This window comes from Pseudomonas sp. 3A(2025) (assembly GCF_054589175.1).
This window is the reverse complement of the sequence record NZ_BAAILM010000113.1, coordinates 271378-293815: the sequence shown is the minus strand read 5'-3', so window position 1 is coordinate 293815 and position 22438 is coordinate 271378. Positions and strand designations below refer to the sequence as shown.

Annotated in this window: 23 protein-coding genes; 13 read left to right on the top strand and 10 right to left on the bottom strand. The window is 61.2% G+C overall.

Going from position 1 to position 22438, the window contains the following annotated elements; translation table 11 throughout:
• A complete protein-coding gene (locus ACYP2A_RS27955; protein ID WP_459749166.1) occupies positions 1–369 on the top strand; it encodes a 5-carboxymethyl-2-hydroxymuconate Delta-isomerase in 369 nt (122 codons plus the stop codon).
• A 45-nt stretch (positions 370–414) separates the two neighbouring features.
• Positions 415–2229, top strand: a complete 1815-nt coding sequence (locus ACYP2A_RS27950; protein WP_459749165.1) for a glycosyl hydrolase family 28 protein — start codon at positions 415–417, stop codon at positions 2227–2229.
• 10 nt (positions 2230–2239) lie between these two features.
• Here the strand turns inward: ACYP2A_RS27950 and ACYP2A_RS27945 are convergent, their stop codons facing one another.
• Complete coding sequence (locus tag ACYP2A_RS27945) at positions 2240–2983, bottom strand: FadR/GntR family transcriptional regulator (protein ID WP_459749164.1); 744 nt, start codon at positions 2981–2983, stop codon at positions 2240–2242.
• Positions 2984–3079: 96 nt separating this feature from the next.
• Here ACYP2A_RS27945 and ACYP2A_RS27940 point away from each other — a divergent pair, with 96 nt between their 5' ends.
• Entirely contained in the window at positions 3080–3802 is a 723-nt protein-coding gene (locus ACYP2A_RS27940) for a FadR/GntR family transcriptional regulator (protein WP_459749163.1), read from the top strand.
• Here the strand turns inward: ACYP2A_RS27940 and ACYP2A_RS27935 are convergent.
• The 5 genes from ACYP2A_RS27935 to ACYP2A_RS27915 form a co-directional block, all read right to left on the bottom strand.
• Positions 3786–4886 carry a M50 family metallopeptidase gene (locus ACYP2A_RS27935; protein ID WP_459749162.1) on the bottom strand — a complete coding sequence of 367 codons (1101 nt, stop codon included), beginning with the start codon at positions 4884–4886 and terminating at the stop codon, positions 3786–3788. The two genes, ACYP2A_RS27940 and ACYP2A_RS27935, sit on opposite strands and share 17 nt — an antisense overlap.
• Positions 4887–4899: 13 nt before the next feature.
• A complete protein-coding gene (locus ACYP2A_RS27930) occupies positions 4900–5433 on the bottom strand; it encodes a hypothetical protein (RefSeq protein ID WP_459749161.1) in 534 nt (177 codons plus the stop codon).
• A 19-nt stretch (positions 5434–5452) separates the two neighbouring features.
• Positions 5453–6238, bottom strand: coding sequence for a putative hydro-lyase (locus ACYP2A_RS27925; RefSeq protein WP_459749160.1), 786 nt, complete (start codon positions 6236–6238; stop codon positions 5453–5455).
• Positions 6239–6358: 120 nt separating this feature from the next.
• Positions 6359–7291, bottom strand: coding sequence for a LysR family transcriptional regulator (locus ACYP2A_RS27920; protein WP_459749159.1), 933 nt, complete (start codon positions 7289–7291; stop codon positions 6359–6361).
• On the bottom strand, positions 7288–7785 hold the full coding sequence (locus ACYP2A_RS27915) for an Lrp/AsnC family transcriptional regulator (protein WP_459749158.1): 498 nt from the start codon (positions 7783–7785) through the stop codon (positions 7288–7290). The genes ACYP2A_RS27920 and ACYP2A_RS27915 overlap by 4 nt, the downstream gene beginning before the upstream one ends.
• A 138-nt stretch (positions 7786–7923) precedes the next feature.
• Here ACYP2A_RS27915 and kynB point away from each other — a divergent pair, with 138 nt between their 5' ends.
• From kynB to ACYP2A_RS27890, 5 genes are all read left to right on the top strand, one after another.
• Complete coding sequence (gene kynB, locus ACYP2A_RS27910; protein ID WP_459749157.1) at positions 7924–8565, top strand: arylformamidase; 642 nt, start codon at positions 7924–7926, stop codon at positions 8563–8565.
• Between the two features lie 6 nt (positions 8566–8571).
• On the top strand, positions 8572–9828 hold the full coding sequence (gene kynU / locus ACYP2A_RS27905; RefSeq protein WP_459749156.1) for a kynureninase: 1257 nt from the start codon (positions 8572–8574) through the stop codon (positions 9826–9828).
• A 10-nt stretch (positions 9829–9838) separates the two neighbouring features.
• Positions 9839–10708: a tryptophan 2,3-dioxygenase gene (gene kynA / locus ACYP2A_RS27900; protein WP_459749155.1), complete on the top strand. Its 870-nt coding sequence runs from the start codon at positions 9839–9841 to the stop codon at positions 10706–10708.
• A gap of 208 nt (positions 10709–10916) precedes the next feature.
• Positions 10917–12335, top strand: a complete 1419-nt coding sequence (locus ACYP2A_RS27895) for an amino acid permease (protein WP_459749154.1) — start codon at positions 10917–10919, stop codon at positions 12333–12335.
• A 210-nt stretch (positions 12336–12545) separates the two neighbouring features.
• Positions 12546–13217: a lytic polysaccharide monooxygenase auxiliary activity family 9 protein gene (locus ACYP2A_RS27890; protein WP_459749153.1), complete on the top strand. Its 672-nt coding sequence runs from the start codon at positions 12546–12548 to the stop codon at positions 13215–13217.
• A 25-nt stretch (positions 13218–13242) separates the two neighbouring features.
• On the opposite strand, the gene ACYP2A_RS27885 is transcribed toward ACYP2A_RS27890, so the two are convergent.
• The 3 genes from ACYP2A_RS27885 to ACYP2A_RS27875 are packed head-to-tail and all read right to left on the bottom strand — an operon-like array spanning position 13243 to position 16460.
• On the bottom strand, positions 13243–14505 hold the full coding sequence (locus tag ACYP2A_RS27885) for an NAD(P)/FAD-dependent oxidoreductase (protein WP_459749152.1): 1263 nt from the start codon (positions 14503–14505) through the stop codon (positions 13243–13245).
• Between the two features lie 39 nt (positions 14506–14544).
• Positions 14545–15492 (bottom strand): dihydrodipicolinate synthase family protein, encoded by a 948-nt coding sequence (locus ACYP2A_RS27880; protein ID WP_459749151.1) that lies wholly within the window; start codon positions 15490–15492, stop codon positions 14545–14547.
• A gap of 41 nt (positions 15493–15533) precedes the next feature.
• Complete coding sequence (locus ACYP2A_RS27875; RefSeq protein ID WP_459749150.1) at positions 15534–16460, bottom strand: 4-hydroxyproline epimerase; 927 nt, start codon at positions 16458–16460, stop codon at positions 15534–15536.
• 151 nt (positions 16461–16611) lie between these two features.
• Here ACYP2A_RS27875 and ACYP2A_RS27870 point away from each other — a divergent pair, with 151 nt between their 5' ends.
• The 5 genes from ACYP2A_RS27870 to ACYP2A_RS27850 all read left to right on the top strand — a co-directional run bounded on the left by ACYP2A_RS27870 (position 16612) and on the right by ACYP2A_RS27850 (position 21644).
• Positions 16612–17388: a PAS domain-containing protein gene (locus tag ACYP2A_RS27870; RefSeq protein WP_459749149.1), complete on the top strand. Its 777-nt coding sequence runs from the start codon at positions 16612–16614 to the stop codon at positions 17386–17388.
• Between the two features lie 146 nt (positions 17389–17534).
• Positions 17535–18605, top strand: coding sequence for an LLM class flavin-dependent oxidoreductase (locus tag ACYP2A_RS27865; protein ID WP_459749148.1), 1071 nt, complete (start codon positions 17535–17537; stop codon positions 18603–18605).
• Positions 18606–18699: 94 nt separating this feature from the next.
• Positions 18700–19668, top strand: coding sequence for an ABC transporter substrate-binding protein (locus ACYP2A_RS27860; RefSeq protein ID WP_459749147.1), 969 nt, complete (start codon positions 18700–18702; stop codon positions 19666–19668).
• A complete protein-coding gene (locus tag ACYP2A_RS27855; RefSeq protein ID WP_459749146.1) occupies positions 19665–20132 on the top strand; it encodes a tripartite tricarboxylate transporter TctB family protein in 468 nt (155 codons plus the stop codon). The genes ACYP2A_RS27860 and ACYP2A_RS27855 overlap by 4 nt, the downstream gene beginning before the upstream one ends.
• 9 nt (positions 20133–20141) lie before the next feature.
• The gene (locus tag ACYP2A_RS27850) at positions 20142–21644 is read left to right on the top strand and encodes a tripartite tricarboxylate transporter permease (protein ID WP_459749145.1); all 1503 of its coding nucleotides are present in this window, start codon (positions 20142–20144) and stop codon (positions 21642–21644) included.
• A 130-nt stretch (positions 21645–21774) separates the two neighbouring features.
• Here ACYP2A_RS27850 and ACYP2A_RS27845 read toward each other — a convergent pair.
• Positions 21775–22438 (bottom strand): RNA-guided endonuclease TnpB family protein (locus tag ACYP2A_RS27845; protein ID WP_459749144.1); only part of this gene is annotated, 664 nt, incomplete at its 5' end.

Sequence of the window (22438 nt, the reverse complement as noted above, 5' to 3'; positions counted from 1 at the left end):
ATGCCGCACTGCATCATCGATTGCCCCGTCAGCCTGGCCCAACACGTGGGCGAACAAGTCCTGCTGGCCACCGTCCACGATGCCCTGGACGCCTTTGGTGTATTCAAACCGGGCGACATCAAGGTCCGCCTGAACGGCTTCAGCCACTACCGTTGCGGTGAAACCCAGGACGACTTCGTGCATGTCGCGCTGTACCTGTTCGCCGGGCGCAGCGCCGAGCAGCAACGCAGCCTGGCCTCGGCCACGGTGGCGGCACTGGTAGCGTTATTGCCAGCGGTCGAGGCCATATCGATGGATGTCAGGGAGATGCCCAAGGCGACGTTCGTCAACCGCAGCCAGTACCTCGAAGAGGCCGGGTTATCGGCCTGACTCCGATGCTTTAACCCCGATTCATACAATAACAAGGAAGACCCCATGCCCTCTGTACACCCCTCTGTAACGCTGCCTCGTTTCCCGCTGGCAAAATCGGCCTGTGCCGCGCTGCTCATGGGCTTCAGCCTGCCGCTGCTGGCACTCGAAGCGCCGGTCAAGGTGCAGGTGCCGACCCTGGCCTATGACGACCAGCAGATCATTCTGGTCTGGGAAAAACCGGCCGGTCATGCCGATATCCAGGACTACCGCGTGTACGCCAACGGCAAGTTGCTGGGCGCCAGCAATGCCAACAATGATCAGGTATCGCCGGCCAAGCCCTACATCGACCGCTTCTACGAGCAGGATACGCGCAACTTCCATCACCGCATCTCGATCCACAGCTTCACCGCCCAAGGCCTGGCGCCTGACACCGAATACCGCTTCACGGTGCGTTCGGTGGGCCGCGACGGCAAGGAATCGGCTGACAGTGCCACCGTTGTGCAGCGCACCACGGCCGTGCCTGCCTTGTTCGATGTGAAGAAACACGGCGCCAAGGGCGATGGCACCACGCTGGACACTGCGGCGATCCAGAGCGCCATCGACGCCTGCACCGCCGGCTGCAGGGTGCTGTTGCCGGCAGGCACCTACAAAAGTGGCGCGCTGTACCTCAAGAGCAACATGACCCTTGAAATCGCCGAGGGCGCGACCCTGCTGGGCTCCGAGCGTGCCGAAGACTACCCGCGCGACGGTTATATCCAGTACCCGTATTCCACCACCGTGCGCCCGGCTTCGCTGATCAATGCCTTGCCGCGTGACCCGCGCAAGCACCAGGCGTTCGAGAACATCCGCATCGTCGGCAAGGGCACCATCGACGGCAACGGCTGGAAGCGCAAGGCTGATGTGGTCGACGAGCGTGGCCAGTCGCTGCCGTTCTACCTGCCCAGCGACAACACCCGCTACATGCAGGACGGCATCCTGGCCAAGGTCCAGGTCGAACGTGCAGTGGCCGAGGGCCTGAACGTCAAAGACGCTTATGGGCAGATGCGCTCGTCGCTGATCACCCTGCGCGATGTCAAGAACGTGTTCTACGGCGGCTTCACCGTACTCAACCCGGCGTACCACGGCATCATGAATCTTGAAACCGAGAACGTGGTGATGGCCAACACCACACACAAGACCTACGACGCCAACAACGGCGATGGCATCGAGTTCGCCAACAGCCGCGGCGCCATGGTGTTCAACAACTTCTTCGACACCGGCGATGACTGCGTCAACTTTGCAGCCGGCACCGGCGCCGAGGCCGTCAAGCAAAAGCCCCAGGAAGAGGCGTGGATCTTCAACAACTACTTCCGCAAAGGTCACGGCATGGTAGTCGCGGGCAGCCATACCGGCGCATGGATCCAGAACATCGTGGCTGAAGACAACGTCTCCGATGGCACCGATGCCGGCTTGCGCATGAAGAGCACCAATTTCATGGGCGGTGGCGCACGCAATATCACCTTCCGTGATTCGGCGATTCGTAACACGGTCAAGCAGGCCTTTATCTTCACCCTCGATTACCACGACCCCAACGCCAAGCTCGATTACCAGCGCTCGACCATCCCGGGCCAGTTCCGCGATGTACGGGTCAGCGACGTGACGGTGGAAAACGCCAACACGGCGATTGAGGTCAAGGGTGACAGCGAACACGATGCCTACCACCAGGAACTGGTGTTCGAGCGGGTGCGCTTCAGTGGTCCGGCGGTGGCGAAGATCAACGGCCTGAAAGACTCGCGCTTCGATAACGTGCGCTTCAGCGAGACCGGTCAGGCGCCATCATGGCAGGTCAGCAACAGCCAGGGCCTGACCTTCAACGAGGTCGAGCCAAAACCGCAATGATCGCGACGCCTTACTCCTGGTAAAGCGCTTGTGACTGTTGCGCTTCACGCAGGCGCATGCGGCTATTGCTCAGGTGCAGGTACATGGCCGCACGCGCCGCATCCACCTGGCGGCTGGTAATGGCATCGAAGATCTGCTGGTGTTCCAGGTTGATCCCCGCCAGGTAGGTGCTGCGACTGGTTTGCCCGGTATACGCCGAGTTCATGCGGGTGCGCGGGATCAGCTTGGTCCCCAGGTGCTTCATGATGTCGATCAGATAAAGATTGCCGGAGGCCTTGGCGATCTGCAGGTGAAACTGAAAGTCGGCATTGGTGGTACTGCCGGACTTTTCCGGGCCCAGCAACAGAGCCTTCAGCGCATGCTCGACCTCGGCAAGGGCTTGCGGGGTGGCGCGTTCGGCCGCCATACCCGCCGCTTGCACTTCGACACTCAGGCGAAATTCGAGCAAATCCAGTACATCGGACAACTGCACGATCGTGGCCGGGCCAATGGTAAAACCCTCGGGCGCCGGCATATCGAGTACAAAAGTGCCAACCCCGTGGCGGGTTTCAACCAGTCCTGCCGCCTGCAAGCGCGACAGGGCATCGCGTACCACGGTGCGACTGACCCCTTCGGCGTGCATGATGTCTGCTTCGGTGGGCATTTTTTCGCCACGCTTGAGCGTGCCGTCGCGCATGCGCTGCGCAAAACGTTCAACCAGAGATTCCGCAAGGCGACGAGGTTTGTTCGGAGCGGGTGATAATGAATCCGGCATTGTCAAACTCTACTAAGACCGACGGGGATTATAATGCGAATCAGCGCAAGGCTGTGCTTATACTCCTGACATCTTCTGGTTCGAATGGATCCCTGCATGCCGAGTTCTTCTCCTGAACGACGCCTGAGTCTGGCCCAGCAACTGGTGCTCGACTTGTCGCGTCAAATCCTTGCCGGCGAACTGCCGGCGGGCAGTAAATTACCCACCGAACAGGCCTTGACCCTGGAACGCGGCGTCAGCCGCACCGTGGTGCGCGAAGCCATGTCGCGCTTGCAGGCCGAGGGCCTGGTCGAAACCCGCCGGGGCATTGGCACCTTCGTGGTCGACGCCACCGGGCCAGGTGATTTTCAGGGCAGCCGCGATGTCGAGGGCGCCGCCCTGGATGTGGTCGCCCTGATCGAGCTGCGTCTGAGCCTGGAGATCGAGGCGGCAGCCATTGCCGCGCAACGGGCCAACGCCGATCAATTGCAGGCCCTGCGCGCGGCACTGGATCAGGCCAATGGCCTGGCGCCGGTCAGCGAAGAGCGCGGGCACATCGATTTTCAGTTTCACCTGCAGATTGCCCTGTGCACCGGCAACCGCTTCTTTATCGATGCCATGACGCACATGGGCAATACGCGAATGACCGCCGTGCAACAGCCCGCCATCGCCATGACTGAGCAGCAACGCACATGGCACATTCGTGAGCGCGAGCAGATTTACGCCGCCATTGCGCACGCCGACACCGAGGGCGCCCGCGCCGCGATGCGCCTGCACCTGACCAATTGCCTGCACCAGGCGCGCATCGCTGCGGCAGCAGGGATCACATCAGCGCCCTGATATGCGCCGCCATCGCGGCTTCGAATGGCGCGAGCGCGCGAATCTGCGATTGTTCGGCGAGCCGTTGCGCCGCGCCCAGATGCTGCTCGGCCAGGCGTTTGTCGCCCTGCAATGCAGCCCGCAGCGCATTGCAACGCGGGGTCAGGATAGGCGCGTACCACTCGACATCGCGATTACGCTTGAGGGTATCGAGGCTGTCGGCATTGGCCTGAGCCATGGCCTGGCAGAAACGCATTTCCTGTTCCACCAGCGCAATGGTGGCCGCGCAGGGCTTGAGCGCAGCGGGGTTGGCGGCCAGCAACGCTTTCATCTCCTCATGCAGGCGCAAGGTACCCGGCCAGTCACCGGCGGTTTGCAAGGCGCTGAGCCTTAGCGACAGGGCAATCAACGGCATCGGCATCGGTTGCAGGTCCAACTGTTCAAGATCGGCGGCCGGCAGTTGCTCGGCAGCAACGCCTGCCGTGTATAACGCCAGCAGGCGCGCATGGGCAAAGGCGGGCTGGCCTTCGTCGGGCTTGCGCCACCAGGTCAGCAACTGAAAGCCATCGCTGTGTACCCGGCTTTGAGTGGGGATCAGGTTGCAGAGCCCCAGCGTCAGGTTGATCGTGGCAAAGGCCAGCAGCAGATTGGGATATGGCCAGAAAATTGCGCTCAGCCCCAGCGAGACCAGGCCCACCAGCACGTTCAGCAGCGGGCCCATCGCAACAAACAGCAGTTGCGCGGGTCGCATCGGCTTATAAGGGGTATGCACCGCAAACACATAGCCGAGCAGCGACAGGAAACTGAACCCGCGCCACCCGCGTACCCGGCAACCATACTTGTGCAACTGCAGCTCGATGCCAAACACCTGCACATACAGCACGGTCATTCCGGCCAGGCGGGCGCCCAGCCAGTGACCGGCCTCATGCACGCAGGTGGCAAGCACCAGCATGATGAGGATCAACACCACGGTGGCCAGCAGCGGGCTTGCCCAGTCAAACGACGAGCCCAGAACAATACCGGTAACAGCGCAGCCGGCGCTGTAGACCAGCACTTGCAGTGCCGTCATCAGCCAGTTGTACATCCGTGTCGTTCCGGTCGTCATGGGCCGCCTTCAGTCAAAGGGATTTCAGGTACTCGATCACAGGTGCAATATTGCCAGGTTGCGGCGCTCGCGCAATCACGTCCTCAGCCTGGCACCACGGATAATCCAGGCCTTGCAACCAATCCATGACCGGTAGCAAGTCATTGACTGTATTGACCTGCATGTGTTCGATGCCGATGGTCAAATGCATCACCAGTCCCGACGCTGGATCGAACTGCCAGTGATATTGACCACAGCCCACGCGCACCTCTGCGGTGTCTTTGACCGACATGCCCACCAGCCATTTACAGGTGTGTGCCGCTACCCCTTTGGCCGGTGGTTCGCCGAGGCAGAAGGTGTAGATGTTTTCATACTGCTGGTTGAAGCGACTGACCAGAACCTGTGCAATGGCGGCGGCGCCTTCGACCCTGGACGGAAAGCTGATGGCGCTGGTGTTGACCACCATTTCCAGCGTTGCCTGGGGCGCGAATGCCTGGCGCAGCAGGTCGGGTCGATTGCCATCCTTGGCTCGAATGTAGGTCTCGATAGCGCGGTCGGGGGTTTGCATGTGGGCCTCAGGGCTCCTCTCAAAATACTGCCAGATGACTGTTGAGAATGTCGGTGACCACCATATGCCCCGGTTTGTGGGTGATGGCGAATGAAGGGCGGGCGCTGCGAATGGCTTGCTGGGGCGTGACGCCGCAAGCCCAGAATACCGGGATTTCGCCGGGTTTGATCAGCGAGCGCTCGCCAAAGTCGGGCGCATCCACATCGCGAATACCGATCTGCGCCGGGTCGCCCAGATGCACCGGCGCACCGTGCACACTCGGAAACCGCGAGGTGACCTGCACGGCGCGGATGGCCTGCGCCGGGGTCATCGGGCGCATGCTCACCACCGTGGTACCACCGAAACGCCCAGCCTTGCCATTGGCAATGTTGGAGACGTACATCGGCACATTGGTGCCTTGTTCGATATGGCGAATCGGTACCCCGGCTTCAAGCAGCGCGCCTTCAAAGGAAAACGAACAGCCAATCACGAAGCCTACCAGGTCATCGTTCCACAGGTCTTTCAGGTTCGTCACCTCGTCTACTTGCTCACCGTCGCGGAACACACAGTAAGCAGGCACATCGCCGATCAGGTCGACATCGCCCAGCTCAGGCACCCGGCTGTCACCCGGCTCGGTCATGCCGATAATAGGGCACGACTTGGGATTAAGACGCGCGAAGCGCAAGAATTCATCGGCGTATTCTCTTGGCAGAATGGCCAGGTTGCCTTGCGTGTAGCCAGGGCAGACATCGGCAGTGGGAGCCGTAAAACGGCCGGCCCGAACGGCCTGGCGAAACTCGGAGGGGTTGTTCCAGAGGGTGCTCATCGTCAAGGCTCCAGCCTTACACAGGGGAACTCATTCTTTGAACAACGCCCAGGCTGTGTCTATCGAGTAATAATCGCCCTGGCTGTTCAATTTTACTGAACAGGTTCTTTATCCAGCAGGTCATCCCAGGCTGACGATCCAGTGCTCCCCCTGGCGCTTGCAGTAAGTACGGCAGACCTTGCCGACGATGTCGGCCACCTCGGCCACCAGCGGCGATACATTCTTCATATGCGAGGTGCCGATCCTGAATGACGCAGGGCTGGGCAGCGGCAGTTCCTGCAGCTCGCCACTGTCCAGGCAGTCCTTGACCAGAATCCCTGGCATGATCGCCACGCCAACGCCTTCTCTGACCAGAGACACCAGTGCCGCCAATGACGGTGAACCCGATATCCGCAGCTCGCTGGCCAGCACGCCGTGTTCTGCTGCCAGTTGCCGGGCGAGGTTGACCGCGGCCTCGTAGGGCGCGGAGCCGCGCATTTGCGTCAACAGTTGCTGGCCCAACACTTTGCGCACCCGGTCGCGTGCCGGCACCGTTCGCGGGCGTGCGACCCAATGAATGGGCACGTCGGCAATCGCTCGGGTCATGGCAAAGGGATTATCGCCGTCATCGGCGATCACCCGCACGATCAGGTCGACTTCGCGGCGCATCAGTTGCTCTTTGGCGTGCACGGTCAATTCAACCGACAGGTCGATCGTGACATCGGGCAGGGTCCGGCTCATGAACTTCATGAAGTCCGGTAAAAAGGTGTGCACGACGGTCTCGATCACGGCGATGCGGATACGCCCTTGTGCTCTGGCGGGCGAACTGGCGGCCCGTTGAAAGCTCTGGGTCGCCTCCAGCAGGCGCTGCGCATGCGGCAGCAAACGCAGACCCTCATCGGTGATCTGCAGGGTCTTATGGTCCCAGTTGAACAGCACCGTACCCAGTTCTTCCTCCAGCTTGCGCACCCGCATGGAAATGGCACCGGGCGTGGAATTCAACTGTTTGGCCACTTGCCGCACGCTGCCGACATGGGCCAGCAGCACGAAGGTTTCTACGAATCGGGTATTCATATCGCCGCCTTGCCGGTCTGGCTGGTAGGCCGCACAAGGTCGAGCAGGTTGTCCCTGGACTTCAGGCTTTGCAGAATGATGTCGGAGCGGATGTCCGTCACCCCCGGCGTGGCATTCAACTGGTTGACGATAAAGTCGGTGTAATGCGTGAGGTTGCGGGTGCGCACCCGCAACAGATAGTTGCTGGCACCGGTCACGATCCAGGCATCGGCAACTTCCGGCCAGCGTTGCAGGGCTTCGGCAAATCGCTCGTGCCAGCCTTCGATATCCTGTCGCACATTGACGTTGACCATCGCATGCACCTCGATCCCCAGTTTGGCGGCGTCCAGTCGAACGCCGTAACCGGCAATGATCCCTTCGCTTTCCAGATTGCGTAAACGACGCAGGCAGGCCGAGGGCGATAGCGAGATTTTTTCGGCAAGATCCTGATTGCTCATGCGCCCGTCCTGATTCAGAAACGCCAGGATGCGCAGATCAATACTGTCCAGTTTCATGAGTGCAGAATCCTTCGTTTTTTATGTTCTTGTTCGAATAATCTGCGGATTAAATCGCATTGGCTCGATGAATTGGCAAGATAATTCTGTCTCCTCGCCGATAAAATTCTGTTCAGGCTTCGAGGGAGCACAACAATAATGAAACCTGAAAAAGCGTGGTGGGACATCAGCCCGCCACTCAATACGCACACCCCCACATGGCCGGGCGACACGCCGTTTCAAGAGGAACGCGTCTGGGCCGTCGGGCCACAATGCCCGGTCAATGTCGGGCGCATAACGCTGTCTCCTCATACCGGGGCGCATGTCGATGCACCCTTGCACTACAGCGCCGACGGCCTGCCGATCGGCGAGGTCTCGCTCGATATCTACATGGGGCCGTGCCGGGTCATTTATTGCCTGGGCAGTGGCGCGCTGGTCGAGCCTGCGGATATCGAGCATCAACTCGATGACGTGCCCGCCCGTGTGCTGCTGCGCACCTATCAAACGGCTCCACTGACCCACTGGGACCCGGACTTTACCGCCGTCGCGCCGGCCACCATCGAACTACTGGCCCGCCGTGGCGTTCGCCTGATCGGCATCGACACCCCGTCGCTCGATCCTCAGAACTCCAAGACGCTGGACGCTCACCACACGGTCGAGCGCTTCGATATGGCGATTCTGGAAGGCATCGTGCTGGATGCCGTGCCCGAAGGCGACTTTGAACTGATTGCCTTGCCCCTGCGCTTCTCTCATCTGGACGCCAGTCCGGTTCGCGCCGTATTGCGGCCCCTGAAAGGATAAACACCCATGTCGACAGAACAAGAACAACACCTGCGCGAGCTGGATCTCGCCGACCCTCTGGCGGCCCTGCGCGATGAGTTTGCCTTGCCTGAGGGCGTAATTTATCTGGACGGCAACTCATTGGGTGCCCGCCCAAAGGCGTCGCTGGCCAGGGCCACGCAGATGATCGAAAAAGAGTGGGGCGAGGGCCTGATTCGCAGCTGGAACACGGCGCAGTGGAGCACCTTGTCGACCCGGCTGGGTGACAAGCTGGCGACCCTGATCGGCGCCGACAGCGGTGAGGTGGCGATTACCGATACCACCACCGTCAACCTGTTCAAGATTCTTGCGGCCGGGCTGCGCATTCAGACCGAACGCGCCCCGCAGCGCAAAATCATTCTGTCCGAGCTGCACAACTTCCCCGCCGACCTGTATGTCATCGAAGGCCTGGCCGACCTGTTGCAGCAAGGCTACGAGCTGCGCCTGATCGATAAGCCGCACGACCTGGCGTCGCTGCTGAACGAGCAGGTGGCGCTGGTGCTGCTGACTCACGTCAACTACAAGAGCGGGCACATGTACGACATGACCGCCACCACCGAGCTGATCCATCAGCACGGCGCGCTGGCCTTGTGGGACCTGGCGCACTCGGCCGGTGCCGTGCCGGTTGAGCTCAAGGCCGCCAATGCCGACTATGCGATTGGCTGCACCTACAAATACCTCAATGGCGGGCCCGGTTCGCCGGCCTTCGTCTGGGTTTCGCCGGCGCTGTGCGACAAGGCCTGGCAGCCACTGTCGGGCTGGTGGGGGCATGCGCGACAGTTTGCGATGGAGCCGCACTACGAGCCGGCTTCGGGCATTGCTCGCTACTTGTGCGGCACCCAGCCGCTGGTGTCGCTGGGCATGGTCGAGTGCGGCCTGGATATTTTCGCCAAAACCAGCATGCAGGCCCTGCGCACTAAATCGCTGGCGCTGACTGACCTGTTCATCCAGTTGGTCGAGGAGCGCTGCAAGGATCACCCGCTGACCCTGATTACTCCACGCGTGCACGACCAGCGTGGCAGCCACGTCAGCTTCGAACACCCCGAAGGCTATGCCGTGGTGCAGGCACTGATTGCCAAAGGCGTGATCGGCGACTACCGCGAGCCGCGCATCATGCGCTTTGGTTTTACCCCGCTGTACACCTCGTTTGTCGATGTCGGGCTTGCCGTGCAGGCGCTGGTCGAGGTGCTCGACAACGAGCAATGGCGCGATCCGCAATTCCAGACCCGTCATTCAGTGACTTGAGGAGCGCCCCATGAGCCAATGCCCGTACTCTCAAGCCAACGCTACCCAGGCCAATGCCACTCAAACCTGGCACGACGCCAAACTGGATTTCACCGATGCCATGTCATACGGTGATTACCTGGACCTCAAGCGGGTTCTCAGCGCCCAGCATCCGCTATCGAGTGACCACAACGAGTTGTTGTTCATCATTCAGCATCAGACCTCCGAGCTGTGGATGAAGCTGATGCTGCACGAGCTGCGCGCCGCGCGTGAGCAACTGAAACTCAACGATCTGCCGCCGGCGTTCAAGATGCTGGCGCGTGTCTCGCGCATCTTCGATCAACTGGTGCATGCCTGGACCGTGCTGGCGACCATGACGCCGAGCGAATACGTGGCGTTTCGTCCGTCGCTCGGCGAGTCCTCCGGGTTCCAGTCATTCCAGTACCGCGAGATCGAATTCATCCTCGGCAACAAGAGCGTGCCGCTGTTGCAGCCCCACGCGCATCGCCCGGAACTGATGGCCGAACTGCAAAAGACCCTTGAAGCGCCTTCGCTTTACGACGAAGCCATTGGCCTGCTGGCCAAGGCCGGGCTTGAAATCAGCCCCGAGCGCTTGGCGCGGGTTTCAAATTCACGGACTCAGCATGATGAGTCGGTGGAGGCGGCGTGGAAAATCGTCTACCAGCAACCGCATCAATACTGGGACCTGTATCAACTGGCCGAGAAGTTCATCGACCTCGAAGACTCGTTCCGGCAATGGCGTTTCCGCCATGTAACAACCGTCGAACGCATCATCGGCTTCAAGAAAGGCTCCGGCGGCACCGAAGGCGTCGGTTACTTGCGCAAGATGCTCGACACCGAACTGTTTCCTGAACTCTGGAGCCTGCGCTCTACCTTGTGATGGCATGGCATTTACAAGCTATAGCGACTGAACACGGACATCGTAGGAGCTGCTTTAGCAGCGAAAATTTATCAGGCACTTCCACTTCAGCGCCTGACATGGCCATTTCGCTGCTGAAGCAGCTCCTACGAGAGACGCGCTCAGCCATGAGATAGAAGACAACCTGACTTTCTGTTACCCACTTAATCCAATAATAAAAAGGTACGTCATGAACGATCATCCAACGGCCGAGTTGAAACGCGGCCTCAGCAGTCGGCATATCCAGCTGATTGCGCTGGGCGGTGCGATCGGCACCGGGCTGTTTCTGGGCTCGGCAGGGGTATTGAAAACAGCCGGGCCCTCAATGATTCTGGGTTACGCGATTGCCGGATTCATTGCTTTTCTGATCATGCGCCAGCTGGGCGAGATGGTGGTTCAGGAACCGGTGGCAGGCTCTTTCGGTTACTTCGCCACACAGTACTGGGGACGCTTCGCCGGTTTTCTGTCGGGCTGGAACTACTGGATGATGTACGCCCTGGTGTGCATGGCCGAACTGACCGCCGTGGGCAAGTACGTGCAGTTCTGGTGGCCGCAAATACCCATCTGGGCCAGTGCGGCTGCCTTCTTTGTACTGGTCAATCTGATCAACCTGACCCACGTCAAAGCCTTTGGCGAGACCGAGTTCTGGTTCGCGATCATCAAGGTGTTCGCCATTATCGGCATGATCTGCCTGGCCAGTTACCTGCTGGTCAGCGGTGACGGCGGTCCGCAGGCCTCGGTCAGTAACCTGTGGGCGCACGGCGGTTTCTTTCCCAACGGTGTTGGCGGAATGATGATGGCGATGGCCTTCATCCTGTTTGCCTTTGGCGGCATGGAAATGATCGGTATTACCGCTGCCGAGTCCGATAACCCACGGCGGGTGATTCCCAAGGCGATCAATCAGGTGGTGTACCGCATCATCATCTTCTATGTCGGCGCCCTGACCTTGCTGCTGTCGCTGTATCCGTGGGATCAGTTGCTGGTCAGCCTGTCGGCTTCGCAAGACGCCTATGGCGCCAGCCCGTTCGTGAAGATCTTCTCACTGATCGGCAGTGATGTTGCCGCCCATGTCCTGAACTTCGTGATCCTGACCGCTGCCTTGTCGGTTTATAACAGTGGCGCCTATTGCATGAGCCGCATGCTGTTTGGCCTGGCCGAACAAGGCAATGCGCCCAAGGTGTTCCTCAAGGTCAATCAACGGGGTGTGCCCGTGCCGGCGGTGATTGCCAGCGCCGCTGTAACCGGCGTATGCCTGCTGATCAACTACCTGGTGCCGGGCAATGCCTTTGAACTGATGATGACCCTGGCCGTGGCGGCGCTGTTGATCAACTGGGTCATGATCACCTTGACCCACGTGCGCTTTCGCAAGGCCATGAACGCCAGGGGCGAGGCATTGTTGTTCAAGGCGCTGTGGTACCCGGCCGGCAATATCCTGTGCCTGGCGTTCATGGCGATGATCCTGATCATCATGCTGATGATTCCCGGCATCCGTATTTCAGTGTTCATGATTCCCGCCTGGATAGGGGTGTTGTGGTGCGCGTTCAGGTTCAAGCGGCCATCGGTCCCTGATATCAAGGTCGGTGCTATGGGGGCTGTTGTCCGGGATTGATCTTCAATACGTCGAGGCGCCGAACGGTGCAGGGGCACTGTCATTTCTGTCAGGTGTGCGGCAAAGACGGATCTGCTAGCTTTCGGTTGTCCGCAAATCAAGGAAGCGGACCGATTGTCCAAGGACATCAAATGAACGGCTCCAGCAGTCAGGAAGTCGGGCTAGCCATGCGCTGTCCAGGTGACTTTCTTAACTGATGGAGATAGCACCATGAGAAACAGAGACCTCAAACTTCTGATCAAGGACACGCTGGATCAGATTTTCGCCTATATCGAAGCCGGCCAACCCCGGCACGGGCGCGTGACCAGCCCAAAGTCGCGCTCGGTCATCTTGTTTGAAAGAGGAGAAATCGATCTGGGTCAGTCCAATGAAGTCGAAGGTGGCAAGGGGTTTCCCGGCACTGAAGGCGACTACAAGGATCCTGATGCTCCCGATGATGTACTGGGTAAGGCGCCGCCAGCAGATGGCTTGATTGCCAGCGGCGGGCATACCGATGAGCGCATTTTGCTCAACAGGCCAGGAGACATCTGGCCCAAGCACCCGGTCAAATCCAGCTCGACCTTGACCATCGAATGGAATTACTCGATGCCGCATAAGACGCGGCGCTGGACTTACTGGCTCACCAGAGAGGGCTGGGACGACAATGAACAACTGGTCAGGGCGCACCTGGAAGATGCCCCTATCCATACCGTTCTGAATACGTATCAGCCTTATTGGGGGGCTGACGCGGAAAAAGAATTGATGGTGAGGAACCCTACGATTCATGATATTCCCCTGCCTGAGCGTACAGGCCACCATGTACTGCTGGCCATCTGGAATATCGCCGACACCGCAGCAGCTTTCTATCAGGTGATCGATCTGGACTTTACGGATACCCCATAAAGGCGCGACCTCTTGACGCCGGGCTTTATTCCTGGAAGCGGCTCAACCGGTAGGGCTCAAGTCGTGGCCGCGTCATGGTTGCCCAGGCTTGAGCCTTGCCGACAAGCATCTCAGCCGTTACCGCCGCCTGGGTCAGCCCCAGATGTTGATGGCCGAACGCGAGCAAAACCCGACCGTTTTCTACCTGATCGATGATCGGCAGCGAGTCCGGCAGCGAGGGCCGAAAGCCCATCCATGGCGTAGCGCCTTCGGCATTCAGTTCATTCCTGAACAAGCCTTTGCTCAACCGATGCAACTGCCAGGCCCGCTCCATTCTCGGCGGGCGCTGCAGGCCTGCGAACTCCACCGTGCCGGCCAGCCGCAAGCCGCCGTTCATGGGCGTCATGATGAACTTGCGCTCCAGTGAGGTCACCGCAAACGGCAGGCGCTGCGCCTCGTTGGGCAGCATCAGGTGATAGCCGCGCTCGGTGTCCAGCGGCACTTTTTTACCGGTCAGTGCCTGAGTCAGCCCGGCCGAATGCGCGCCACAGGCAATCAACACCCGGTGCGCCTGTAACGGGCCTTGTGCTGTGGTCAGGCATACGCCTTGTGGGTGCATATACCCGCCCGAGACCTCGCGCTGCATAAACTGCACGCCACAGGCTTTGGCCGCGTCGACCAGCGCGTTGACCACCTGATACGGGTCGATAAAGTGCCCGGTGCCGGGAAAAAACAGCCCGCCCTGAATATGCCCGCTCAACGCCGGAACCTTGTCGCGCACCTGTGCCGCCTGCCAGTGCTCGACAGGCACCTGTTGCTGGCGCATGCGCGCCTGCAAGGCCTCTAGAGCGGCCCGCGACTCGGCGCGCTCGAACATCAATAGCGAGCCCTCGTGCCGGAACAGCTCGGGCCGCTCGATACTGGTCAGCAAACGTTGCCACGCCGCCAGGCTGCGTTCATTGAGTGCACGAAGGCCCGCCACCGTACGCTGGAAGGGCTCGGGGCGCAGGTTCAGCAGCAGGCGGGTCAGCCAGGGCAGGGCGTGCGGCAGGTATTTCCAGTCCAGGCGCAACGGCCCCATCGGGTCCATGAGCATGCCTGGCAGGCGCTTGAGAATCGACGCATCGGCAATCGGGAACACCTGTTCGGTGGCCAGATGCCCGGCATTGCCGAACGACGCGCCCTGGCCTGGCGCCTGGCGGTCGACGAGCACCACGCGCAGGTTCTGCCGGGCCAGTTGCAGGGCGCAGGCGACACCGACGATCCCTGCGCCGACTACGATGATGTCTGCTGTGTCCTGTGCCTGCATGGGCGCTCCGTTGGTAAGGTGAGGCATTGATTGCAGTAATCAGGTGAAGTCTTGCTCGGCCGACCACTGCGCGTACCAGTGGCGAAACAGCGTGTACTGCTGCTCGGCATAACCGCGCTGGGCTTTGCTGAGGGTGTCGGTCTCATTGAAGTGCAAGGTGTATTCGAGGTCGCCGTTGAGCACCATCAGGTGTTTGTAATACAGCACCAGATCAGCGCCTTCATCGAACGACGACAACACCGCCAGCGCCGATTCCAGCTCCGTAGCCTGACGCCGGGCCCTGGCATCGCCAAGGGCGGCCTGTTTGCTCAAAGCCACCAGTTGCAGCACCTCACGCGGCAGGGCGTTGCCGATGCCGGTAATCGCGCCGCTGGCGTTGCAGTTGACAAAGCCATGCACCACTTGGGTGTCGACGCCGACCATCAGCGTTACGGCATCGTCGCCTGAAGTGATGTGCTCGGCGGCATAACGCAGGTCGGCCGCGCCGCCAAATTCCTTGAAGCCGATCAGGTTCGGGTGCTGGCGGCGCAGCTCGAAAAACAGCTCGGCGCGGGTCGCAAAGCCGTAGTACGGGCTGTTGTAGATCACCGCCGGCAGGTTCGGCGCCGCGTCCAGAATCGCCGCAAAGTGGGCTTTTTGTGCTGCTGCCGACGAGCCGCGCGACAGCACCCGCGGGATGACCATCAGGCCATGCGCGCCGACGTTGGCCGCATGGGCGGCATGCGCCACCGCTTCACGGCTGTTGACCGCGCCGGTGCCGACCACGGTCGGCACGCCTGCCGCCACTAGGCGTGCCACACCTTCCTGGCGCTCGGCCTCGGTGAGCAACGGCCAGTCGCCCATCGAGCCGCAATACACCACGGCGCTCATGCCGATATCGATCAGCTCGCGGCCCTTGCGCACCAGCGCATCGAAGTCCGGTTTGCGCTCGGCGGTGCACGGGGTCATCAGGGCGGGCAGGGTGCCGTTAAACGGATTGCTGTTCATCGCGATTCCTCGATTCGATTCGGAGTAGAGAAGGGGGCGTATCAGATGCCCCAGGCAAACGGATCCTGTTCATCGATCAGCAGCGTGCTGTCGGCAGTCATGTGGGCGCGGCCGGTGATAAACGGCCGCACGCGCTCGCCATCCCATTTATAGCGACCTTCGAAACGGCTGCCGGTGATGCTCGCCTGCACCCAGCGTTCACCCGGCGCCAGCTTGCCGTCGGCGGCCAGGCACGCCAGCTTGGCGCTGGTGCCGGTACCGCAGGGCGAGCGGTCGTAGGCTTTGCCGGGGCACATGACAAAGTTGCGGCTGTCGGCCTGATCGTCATCGGCAAACAGTTCTATATGGTCGATCGGCGCGCCGTCGGCGCCATGAATGCCTTGATCCTGCAACGCCTGGAGCATCTTCCAGGTCAGGTCGGTCAGACGCTCGGCATTGCTCAATTGCAGCGTCTCGCCGTGTTCGCTGACCAGAAAGAACCAGTTACCGCCCCAGGCAATGTCGCCGTGAAACAGCCCGTAGCCAGGCACCTCTACTGCGACCTGCTGGCGGTAGCGATACGACGGCACATTGCCAATGGTCACCTCGCCATCGTCATGCAAGGTGGCGGTCACCAGGCCGACTGGCGTATCGATGCGGTGCTCGCCGGGGCCGATGCCGCCCAGGTGCTGCAGGGACGCAATCAGGCCGATGGTGCCGTGGCCGCACATGCCCAGATACCCTGCGTTATTGAAAAAGATCACCCCGCACACAGCGCCCGCTGTCACTGGCGCGCACAGCAGTGCGCCGACCAGCACATCGTTGCCGCGCGGCTCCAGCAGGCAGGCGCGGCGCCACTGGTCATGCGTGTCACGCAGGGCATCGCGTTGCTCGGCAATGGTCGCGCCCGGCAGCGCGGGAAAACCGTCGATCACCAGACGCGTGGGCTCGCCGCCGGTGTGCGAATCAATGACCCGGACCTGTTTCATGCTTTTATCCCTTGAGACGATGGCGGGGAAGACGTGGCTCTACAGTGCGCTCATCGACTAGGCAACGCTTGAGGGTTTTCGTCATGCGCGATGACGAAATCGGCACAGTCTGGCAATCTGCGCTTCGGCGCTAAAGCTAGGGAATGAGGACATGATGCAATCGGCACTGGCAGCACTGGCTCAGGAAAACCCCGCACAGCGACCGGAAACCATCGACCAGCTACTGGCCGGCGCCCTGGCGCTGTTGCCCATGCTCGATGTGATCCCCAATGCGGTGATCTTCATCAAGGATGTGCAGGCGCGCTACCTGCTGGCCAACCATACGCTGGTGCAGCGCTGTGGCTTCAAGCACCTGGCGCCGTTGCTGGGCAAGACCAGCGCCGACGTGTTTCCGGCACAGTTGGGCAGCGGCTACACCGAGCAGGACCGGCGCGTGCTGGAAAAAGGCCAGGTGCTGGAAGACCAGCTGGAGCTGCACTTGTACGGCAGCCGCCAGCCCGGCTGGTGCCTGACCCACAAGCGGCCCTTGTACAACCGCCGTGATGAAATCATCGGCCTGGTAGGGATTTCGGTGGACCTGCAATCGGCCAGCGATAGCCACCCGGCTTACCAGCGTCTGGCGGCGGTGGACGACTATATTCGCGCGCACTTCCAGCGGCCCATCAGCCTCAGTGAGTTGACCGCCCTGGCCGGCATCTCCGTGGCGCAACTGGAGCGCTACTGCAAGCGGGTGTTCCACCTCACGCCCCGGCAGATGATCCACAAGGTGCGCCTGGAACACGCCCACCGGCTGTTGCACACCGACTTGCCGATCACCGAGGTTGCCCTGCAATGCGGCTACACCGACCACAGCGCTTTCAGCCGCCAGTTCAAGACCCTGACCGGTTTTACGCCGCGCCAGTATCGGCAAGCGCGCTCTATCAGGTGATGAGTTTTAATGCATCTTTTTCATATTAGGTTATGACTAAATTGCATTTCACAAGCGGTACGCTTCTCGATAGCTTATGCGAAAAGGTTTTTAGCAACGGTTAATTTATAACCGCTAATGCGCGATTCGCTATCAAGGAGACCCCTATGAGCGTTCAATTCATCGGCATGATCGGTCACCGACTGTCCTCGGAAACGCTGGCTGCGGCCGGCCCCATCTTTGACAAGGCCTTTATCGTCGACAGCGCCCAGGCCCACGAACAGGCAGGCTTCGACCGTATTCTGGTCGGTTACTGGTCCGATCAACCGGATGGCTTCCTGGTCACCGCGCTGGCCGGCCAGGCCACTTCGAAAATCAACTTCCTGCTCGCCCATCGCCCGGGCTTCGTTTCGCCGACCCTGGCGGCGCGCAAGCTGGCGACGCTGGACCATGTGCTCGACGGCCGCCTGGCGGTGCACATCATCAGTGGCGGCAGCGATGCCGAGCAGCGCAAGGACGGCGACTACCTCGACCACGACCAGCGCTACGCCCGCAGCGATGAGTTTCTTGACGTGGTGCGCCGGGTCTGGACCGACGAAAAACCCTTCGATCACCAAGGCACTTTCTATCAGGCACAAGGCGCGTTCTCGGCGATCAAGCCGCTGCAACAGCCGCACTTGCCGGTGTATTTCGGTGGCTCGTCCGAGGCCGCCTTGCAGGTGGCCGGCAAGCACGCCGATGTCTTCGCCTTGTGGGGCGAGTCACTGGAGCAGACCCGCGAGACCATCGAAAAGGTTCGCGCCCAGGCGGCCCGTCACGGCCGTGAAGTGCAGTTCAGCGTGTCGTTCCGGCCAATCGTCGCTGCCACCGAAGACGCCGCCTGGGCCAAGGCCGACCAGATCCTGACCGTCGCCCGCCAGCGCATCGAACAGGCCGGTCCCGTGATCGCCCACAAGCCGCAAAGCGTCGGCGCCCAGCGCCTGCGTGACACGGTGGCCAAGGGGGATCGCGTCGACGAGCGGCTGTGGACCGGCATTGCCGGGCTGGTCGGCGGTGGCCACAACTCCACCGCGCTGGTCGGCACCCCCGAGCAAGTGGCCGATGCCTTTGTCGCCTACTACGAGCTTGGCGTGACCACCTTTCTGATCCGTGGTTTCGACCCGATCGAAGACGCCCGTGATTACGGCCGCGAACTGCTGCCGCTGACCCGCGCCAAAATTGCGGCCCGTCAGGGCTGATCCCATCCTTTCCTGAATCGACTCAGGCAGTCAGAGACCGCACACGCGGATCGGGCTCCCCATTCCAGGCCGTTGCGGCCCGTGGAGACTTATCGTGCGTAAACCCCTGCAACTGGCCGTCGGCCTGCTCGCTGCTGCCTTGAGCTTTTCTGCCTCGGCGCTGACCCTGAATGTCGGCGACCAGAGCTTCAATACCCGTGCGGTGATGGAAGCGGCCAAGGTGCTTGATGACCTGCCCTATACCCTGGAATTCAAGCAATTCACCGCCGGCTCGCCGGTAGCCGAAGCGCTCAACGTCGGCAGCCTCGACATCGGCTTGCTGGGCGATGCGCCGCCGCTGTTTCTCGGCGCGCTGGGTGCACCGATCAAAGTGATTGCGGTCAGCCGTCAGAACCTTGATGGCGTGGCGATCCTGGTCGCCAAGGACTCGCCGATCAAGACCCTGGCTGATCTGCGCGGCAAGCGCGCCGCGATCTGGAAGGGCTCCTGGAGTCAGCAACTGCTGCTCACCGCGCTGGACAAGGCCGGCGTGCCGCGTGATGCGCTGGAGCTGCGTTACCTCAGCGCACTGGACGCCTCCCATGCACTGGACGGCGGTTCGGTGGATGTCATCGCCACCTGGGAGCCCTATGTGACTCAACAGGAACGCCAGGGCGCGCGCGTACTGGCCACCGCTAAAGACCTGATCCCGGCGCAGAGCTACGTGGTCGCCAATGACAAGGCCATCGTCGAAAAACGCGCCGCCATCGAAGACTTTCTCAAGCGTCTGAAAAAAGCCCGTGACTGGGCACGTCAGGATGCTGCGCACACCGAGCAATATGCCGATGCCTGGGCCCAGCGCACGCGTGCCGACAGCGACATCGCCCGTGCCTGGTTCGGCCGCGCCCGCACCGACCTCGGCCCGCTGGATGCCTCGGTCATCAGCGGCGCGCAGCAGACCGTCGACTTCTTCAGCGGCCTGGGGTTGATCAAGTCTTATCCTGCGGCCAGCCTGTTCGATCAGTCGTTCAGCGCTGTCCTGCAAACCCCTGTGGCCCAGGCAACCGTCAAGGTGCAGCCATGAAACTCTGGCAGGCGCGGGTCAGCGATGCCCGCGACGTCTGCGCAGGATTGCTGTTTCTGGGCTTTGGCGGCGTGGCGTTGAGCCTGGCTGGCGAGTACAGCATCGGCACGGTGATGCGCATGGGCGCCGGTTACTTTCCGCTGTTGATCGGCGCACTGCTCAGCGCACTGGGCGCGTTCATTCTGCTGCGCGGGCTGGCGTTTTCCGAAGAGCAGGTCGGGCTGGGCGGGTTGTTCAGCTGGCGTCCGGGGCTGTCGATCATCGGCAGCGTGGTGGCGTTTGCTGTGCTACTGCCGAGCCTCGGCCTGGCACTGGCGACCCTGGCGATGACCTTGCTCAGCGGCCTGGCGCGGCGCAAGGCCAGCTTCACCGAACTGACTGTGCTGGGCAGCGTGCTGGGTGGTTTCAGTGCACTGGTATTTGCCTGGGCACTGGGCCTGAACCTGCCCGTGTTGCCGGTCTGAGGATTGGTCATGGAGCTGCTTGCACACCTGAGTATGGGCCTGGATGCGGCCTTCACGGTCCAGAACCTGCTGTATTGCCTGCTGGGTGTGACCCTCGGCACCCTGGTCGGCGTCTTGCCGGGGCTGGGGCCGGTGGCGACCATCGCCATGCTGCTGCCGATCACCTACGGGCTGACGCCGTCGGCGGCGCTGATCATGCTTTCGGGCATCTATTACGGCGCGCAATACGGCGGCTCGACCACCGCGATTCTGGTCAACCTGCCGGGCGAATCGTCCTCGGTGGTCACCTGCATTGACGGCCACGCCATGGCGCGACAGGGCAGGGCGGGCGCGGCGCTGGCGATTGCCGCCATTGGCTCGTTCATCGCCGGCAGCCTGGCGATTCTATTATTGGCCGCTGCTGCGACACCGCTGGCAGCCTTTGCCTTGCAGTTCGGGCCGGCCGATTACTTCTCGCTGATGCTACTGGGTCTGGTCGCCGCCATCGTTCTGGCCCAGGGCGATGTGCTGCGCGCTTTGGCGATGACCATTCTCGGCCTGTTGCTGGGCATGGTCGGCACCGATGTGAACTCCGGCGTCGAGCGCTTCACCTTCGGCCTGCCGCAACTGAGTGACGGCATCAGCTTCGTGGTGATCTCGATGGGCATCTTCGGCATCGCCGAGATCATCGCCAACCTGGAACGCGACCACACCGGCCAGCAAAAAATCGCCCGTGTCGGGCGCCTGTTGCCCAGCCGCGACGACTATCGTCGCTCATGGAAGCCGATTCTGCGTGGCACAGGGTTGGGCTCGTTGCTGGGGATCCTGCCCGGCGGCGGCGCGATGCTCGGCTCGTTCGCCTCGTACATGATCGAAAAACGCCTGGCCAAACAGCCCGAGCGCTTCGGCCAGGGCGCCATCGAAGGCGTCGCCGGGCCTGAGTCGGCCAACAACGCTGGTGCACAGACCTCGTTCATTCCGATGCTGGTCATGGGCCTGCCGTCGAATGCGGTCATGGCGCTGATGGCCGGCGCGATGATGATCCACTGCATCGTGCCCGGCCCGCAGGTGATCGAAGAGCGCCCCGAGCTGTTCTGGGGCCTGATCGTCAGCATGTGGATCGGCAACCTGTTGCTGCTGGTGCTCAACCTGCCCTTGGTCGGCATCTGGGTGCGCCTGCTGTCGGTGCCGTACCGTTTGCTGTACCCGGCGATTCTGCTGTTCTGCTGCATCGGCGTGTACAGCGTCAACAACAGCCTGTTCGACGTGCTGCTGACCGTGGGTTTCGGCTTGCTCGGTTACCTGTTCATCAAGCTGCGCTGCGAACCGGCGCCGCTGCTGCTGGGCTACATCCTCGGCCCCATGATGGAAGAAAACCTGCGCCGCGCCATGTTGCTGTCGCGCGGCGATCCGTTGGTGTTTTTCCAGCGCCCGCTGAGCCTGACCCTGCTGATCGTGACCGCTGTGATCATCGCGCTGATGCTGCTGCCGCGCTTTCGCGCCACCCGCCAGGTGGCCTTCAGTGAAGACTGACCTTATCTGTTCAACCCTGATTTTTTCCAATCCTGAACAACGAGCCGTACTTGACGTCCTCCCCCACCTCGATCTTCGATCATCGCCACAGGTGCAAAGGAAGGGGATTCCTGCTTCACAGAGCACAGCCTCAGGCTACTTGAGCCATTGGTCTTACACGCTCTCCACAGGCTAGCACCGTGAGTCCCACGGCTTTGATATTCTTTGCAGCATTGGTGTCGCGGTCATGCTCGGCGTTGCACGATGGGCATGCCCACGTTCGAGTTGAGAGTGACAATCTGACCAGTACATGACCACAACCTGAACAGGTTTTGCTGCTCGGGTACCACTGATCAATCCTCACGATCTGCCGGCCCGCCCAGTCCCCCTTGTACTCCAGCTGCCGAGCGAACTCACCCCAGCCGGCATCGGCAATGGCTTTGGACAGCGTGCGGTTCCTGATCATGTTTTTGACTTTCAAAGACTCGACGCAGATCACTTGGTTTTCGTTGATCAATCTGCGCGACACCTGATGAAGGTTGTCCTGGCGGGCATCTGAAATTTTTGCGTGCAGCCTGGCCACCTTGCGTTTCGCTTTCAGGCGATTGGCTGAGCCGAGCTTCTTTTTGGCCAGTCGGCGCTGTAGCAGCGCGAGCCGGGCGGCGTATTTGGCCGTGTGTTTTGGATTGGGCTCTTTCTTCCCGTCGCATCGCGTAAACAGGTCTGTGATCCCCAGATCAATACCGATCATGCGGGGTGAGACAGCAAGCTTTTCAGGCTCAAAGTCACACAGCAGGGACACGAAATAACGACCG

Bases quoted from the DNA above. Each gene is read 5' to 3' on its own strand.
- ACYP2A_RS27890 (WP_459749153.1), top strand. From the start codon at position 12,546: ATGAGAAACAGAGACCTCAAACTTCTGATCAAGGACACGCTGGATCAG.
- ACYP2A_RS27870 (WP_459749149.1), top strand. From the start codon at position 16,612: ATGATGCAATCGGCACTGGCAGCACTGGCTCAGGAAAACCCCGCACAG.
- ACYP2A_RS27940 (WP_459749163.1), top strand. From the start codon at position 3,080: ATGCCGAGTTCTTCTCCTGAACGACGCCTGAGTCTGGCCCAGCAACTG.
- kynU (WP_459749156.1), top strand. From the start codon at position 8,572: ATGTCGACAGAACAAGAACAACACCTGCGCGAGCTGGATCTCGCCGAC.
- ACYP2A_RS27885 (WP_459749152.1), bottom strand. From the start codon at position 14,505: ATGCAGGCACAGGACACAGCAGACATCATCGTAGTCGGCGCAGGGATC.
- ACYP2A_RS27920 (WP_459749159.1), bottom strand. From the start codon at position 7,291: ATGAATACCCGATTCGTAGAAACCTTCGTGCTGCTGGCCCATGTCGGC.
- ACYP2A_RS27955 (WP_459749166.1), top strand. From the start codon at position 1: ATGCCGCACTGCATCATCGATTGCCCCGTCAGCCTGGCCCAACACGTG.
- ACYP2A_RS27850 (WP_459749145.1), top strand. From the start codon at position 20,142: ATGGAGCTGCTTGCACACCTGAGTATGGGCCTGGATGCGGCCTTCACG.
- kynA (WP_459749155.1), top strand. From the start codon at position 9,839: ATGAGCCAATGCCCGTACTCTCAAGCCAACGCTACCCAGGCCAATGCC.
- kynB (WP_459749157.1), top strand. From the start codon at position 7,924: ATGAAACCTGAAAAAGCGTGGTGGGACATCAGCCCGCCACTCAATACG.
- ACYP2A_RS27875 (WP_459749150.1), bottom strand. From the start codon at position 16,460: ATGAAACAGGTCCGGGTCATTGATTCGCACACCGGCGGCGAGCCCACG.
- ACYP2A_RS27935 (WP_459749162.1), bottom strand. From the start codon at position 4,886: ATGACGACCGGAACGACACGGATGTACAACTGGCTGATGACGGCACTG.
- ACYP2A_RS27865 (WP_459749148.1), top strand. From the start codon at position 17,535: ATGAGCGTTCAATTCATCGGCATGATCGGTCACCGACTGTCCTCGGAA.
- ACYP2A_RS27915 (WP_459749158.1), bottom strand. From the start codon at position 7,785: ATGAAACTGGACAGTATTGATCTGCGCATCCTGGCGTTTCTGAATCAG.
- ACYP2A_RS27880 (WP_459749151.1), bottom strand. From the start codon at position 15,492: ATGAACAGCAATCCGTTTAACGGCACCCTGCCCGCCCTGATGACCCCG.
- ACYP2A_RS27930 (WP_459749161.1), bottom strand. From the start codon at position 5,433: ATGCAAACCCCCGACCGCGCTATCGAGACCTACATTCGAGCCAAGGAT.
- ACYP2A_RS27895 (WP_459749154.1), top strand. From the start codon at position 10,917: ATGAACGATCATCCAACGGCCGAGTTGAAACGCGGCCTCAGCAGTCGG.
- ACYP2A_RS27855 (WP_459749146.1), top strand. From the start codon at position 19,665: ATGAAACTCTGGCAGGCGCGGGTCAGCGATGCCCGCGACGTCTGCGCA.
- ACYP2A_RS27950 (WP_459749165.1), top strand. From the start codon at position 415: ATGCCCTCTGTACACCCCTCTGTAACGCTGCCTCGTTTCCCGCTGGCA.
- ACYP2A_RS27945 (WP_459749164.1), bottom strand. From the start codon at position 2,983: ATGCCGGATTCATTATCACCCGCTCCGAACAAACCTCGTCGCCTTGCG.
- ACYP2A_RS27925 (WP_459749160.1), bottom strand. From the start codon at position 6,238: ATGAGCACCCTCTGGAACAACCCCTCCGAGTTTCGCCAGGCCGTTCGG.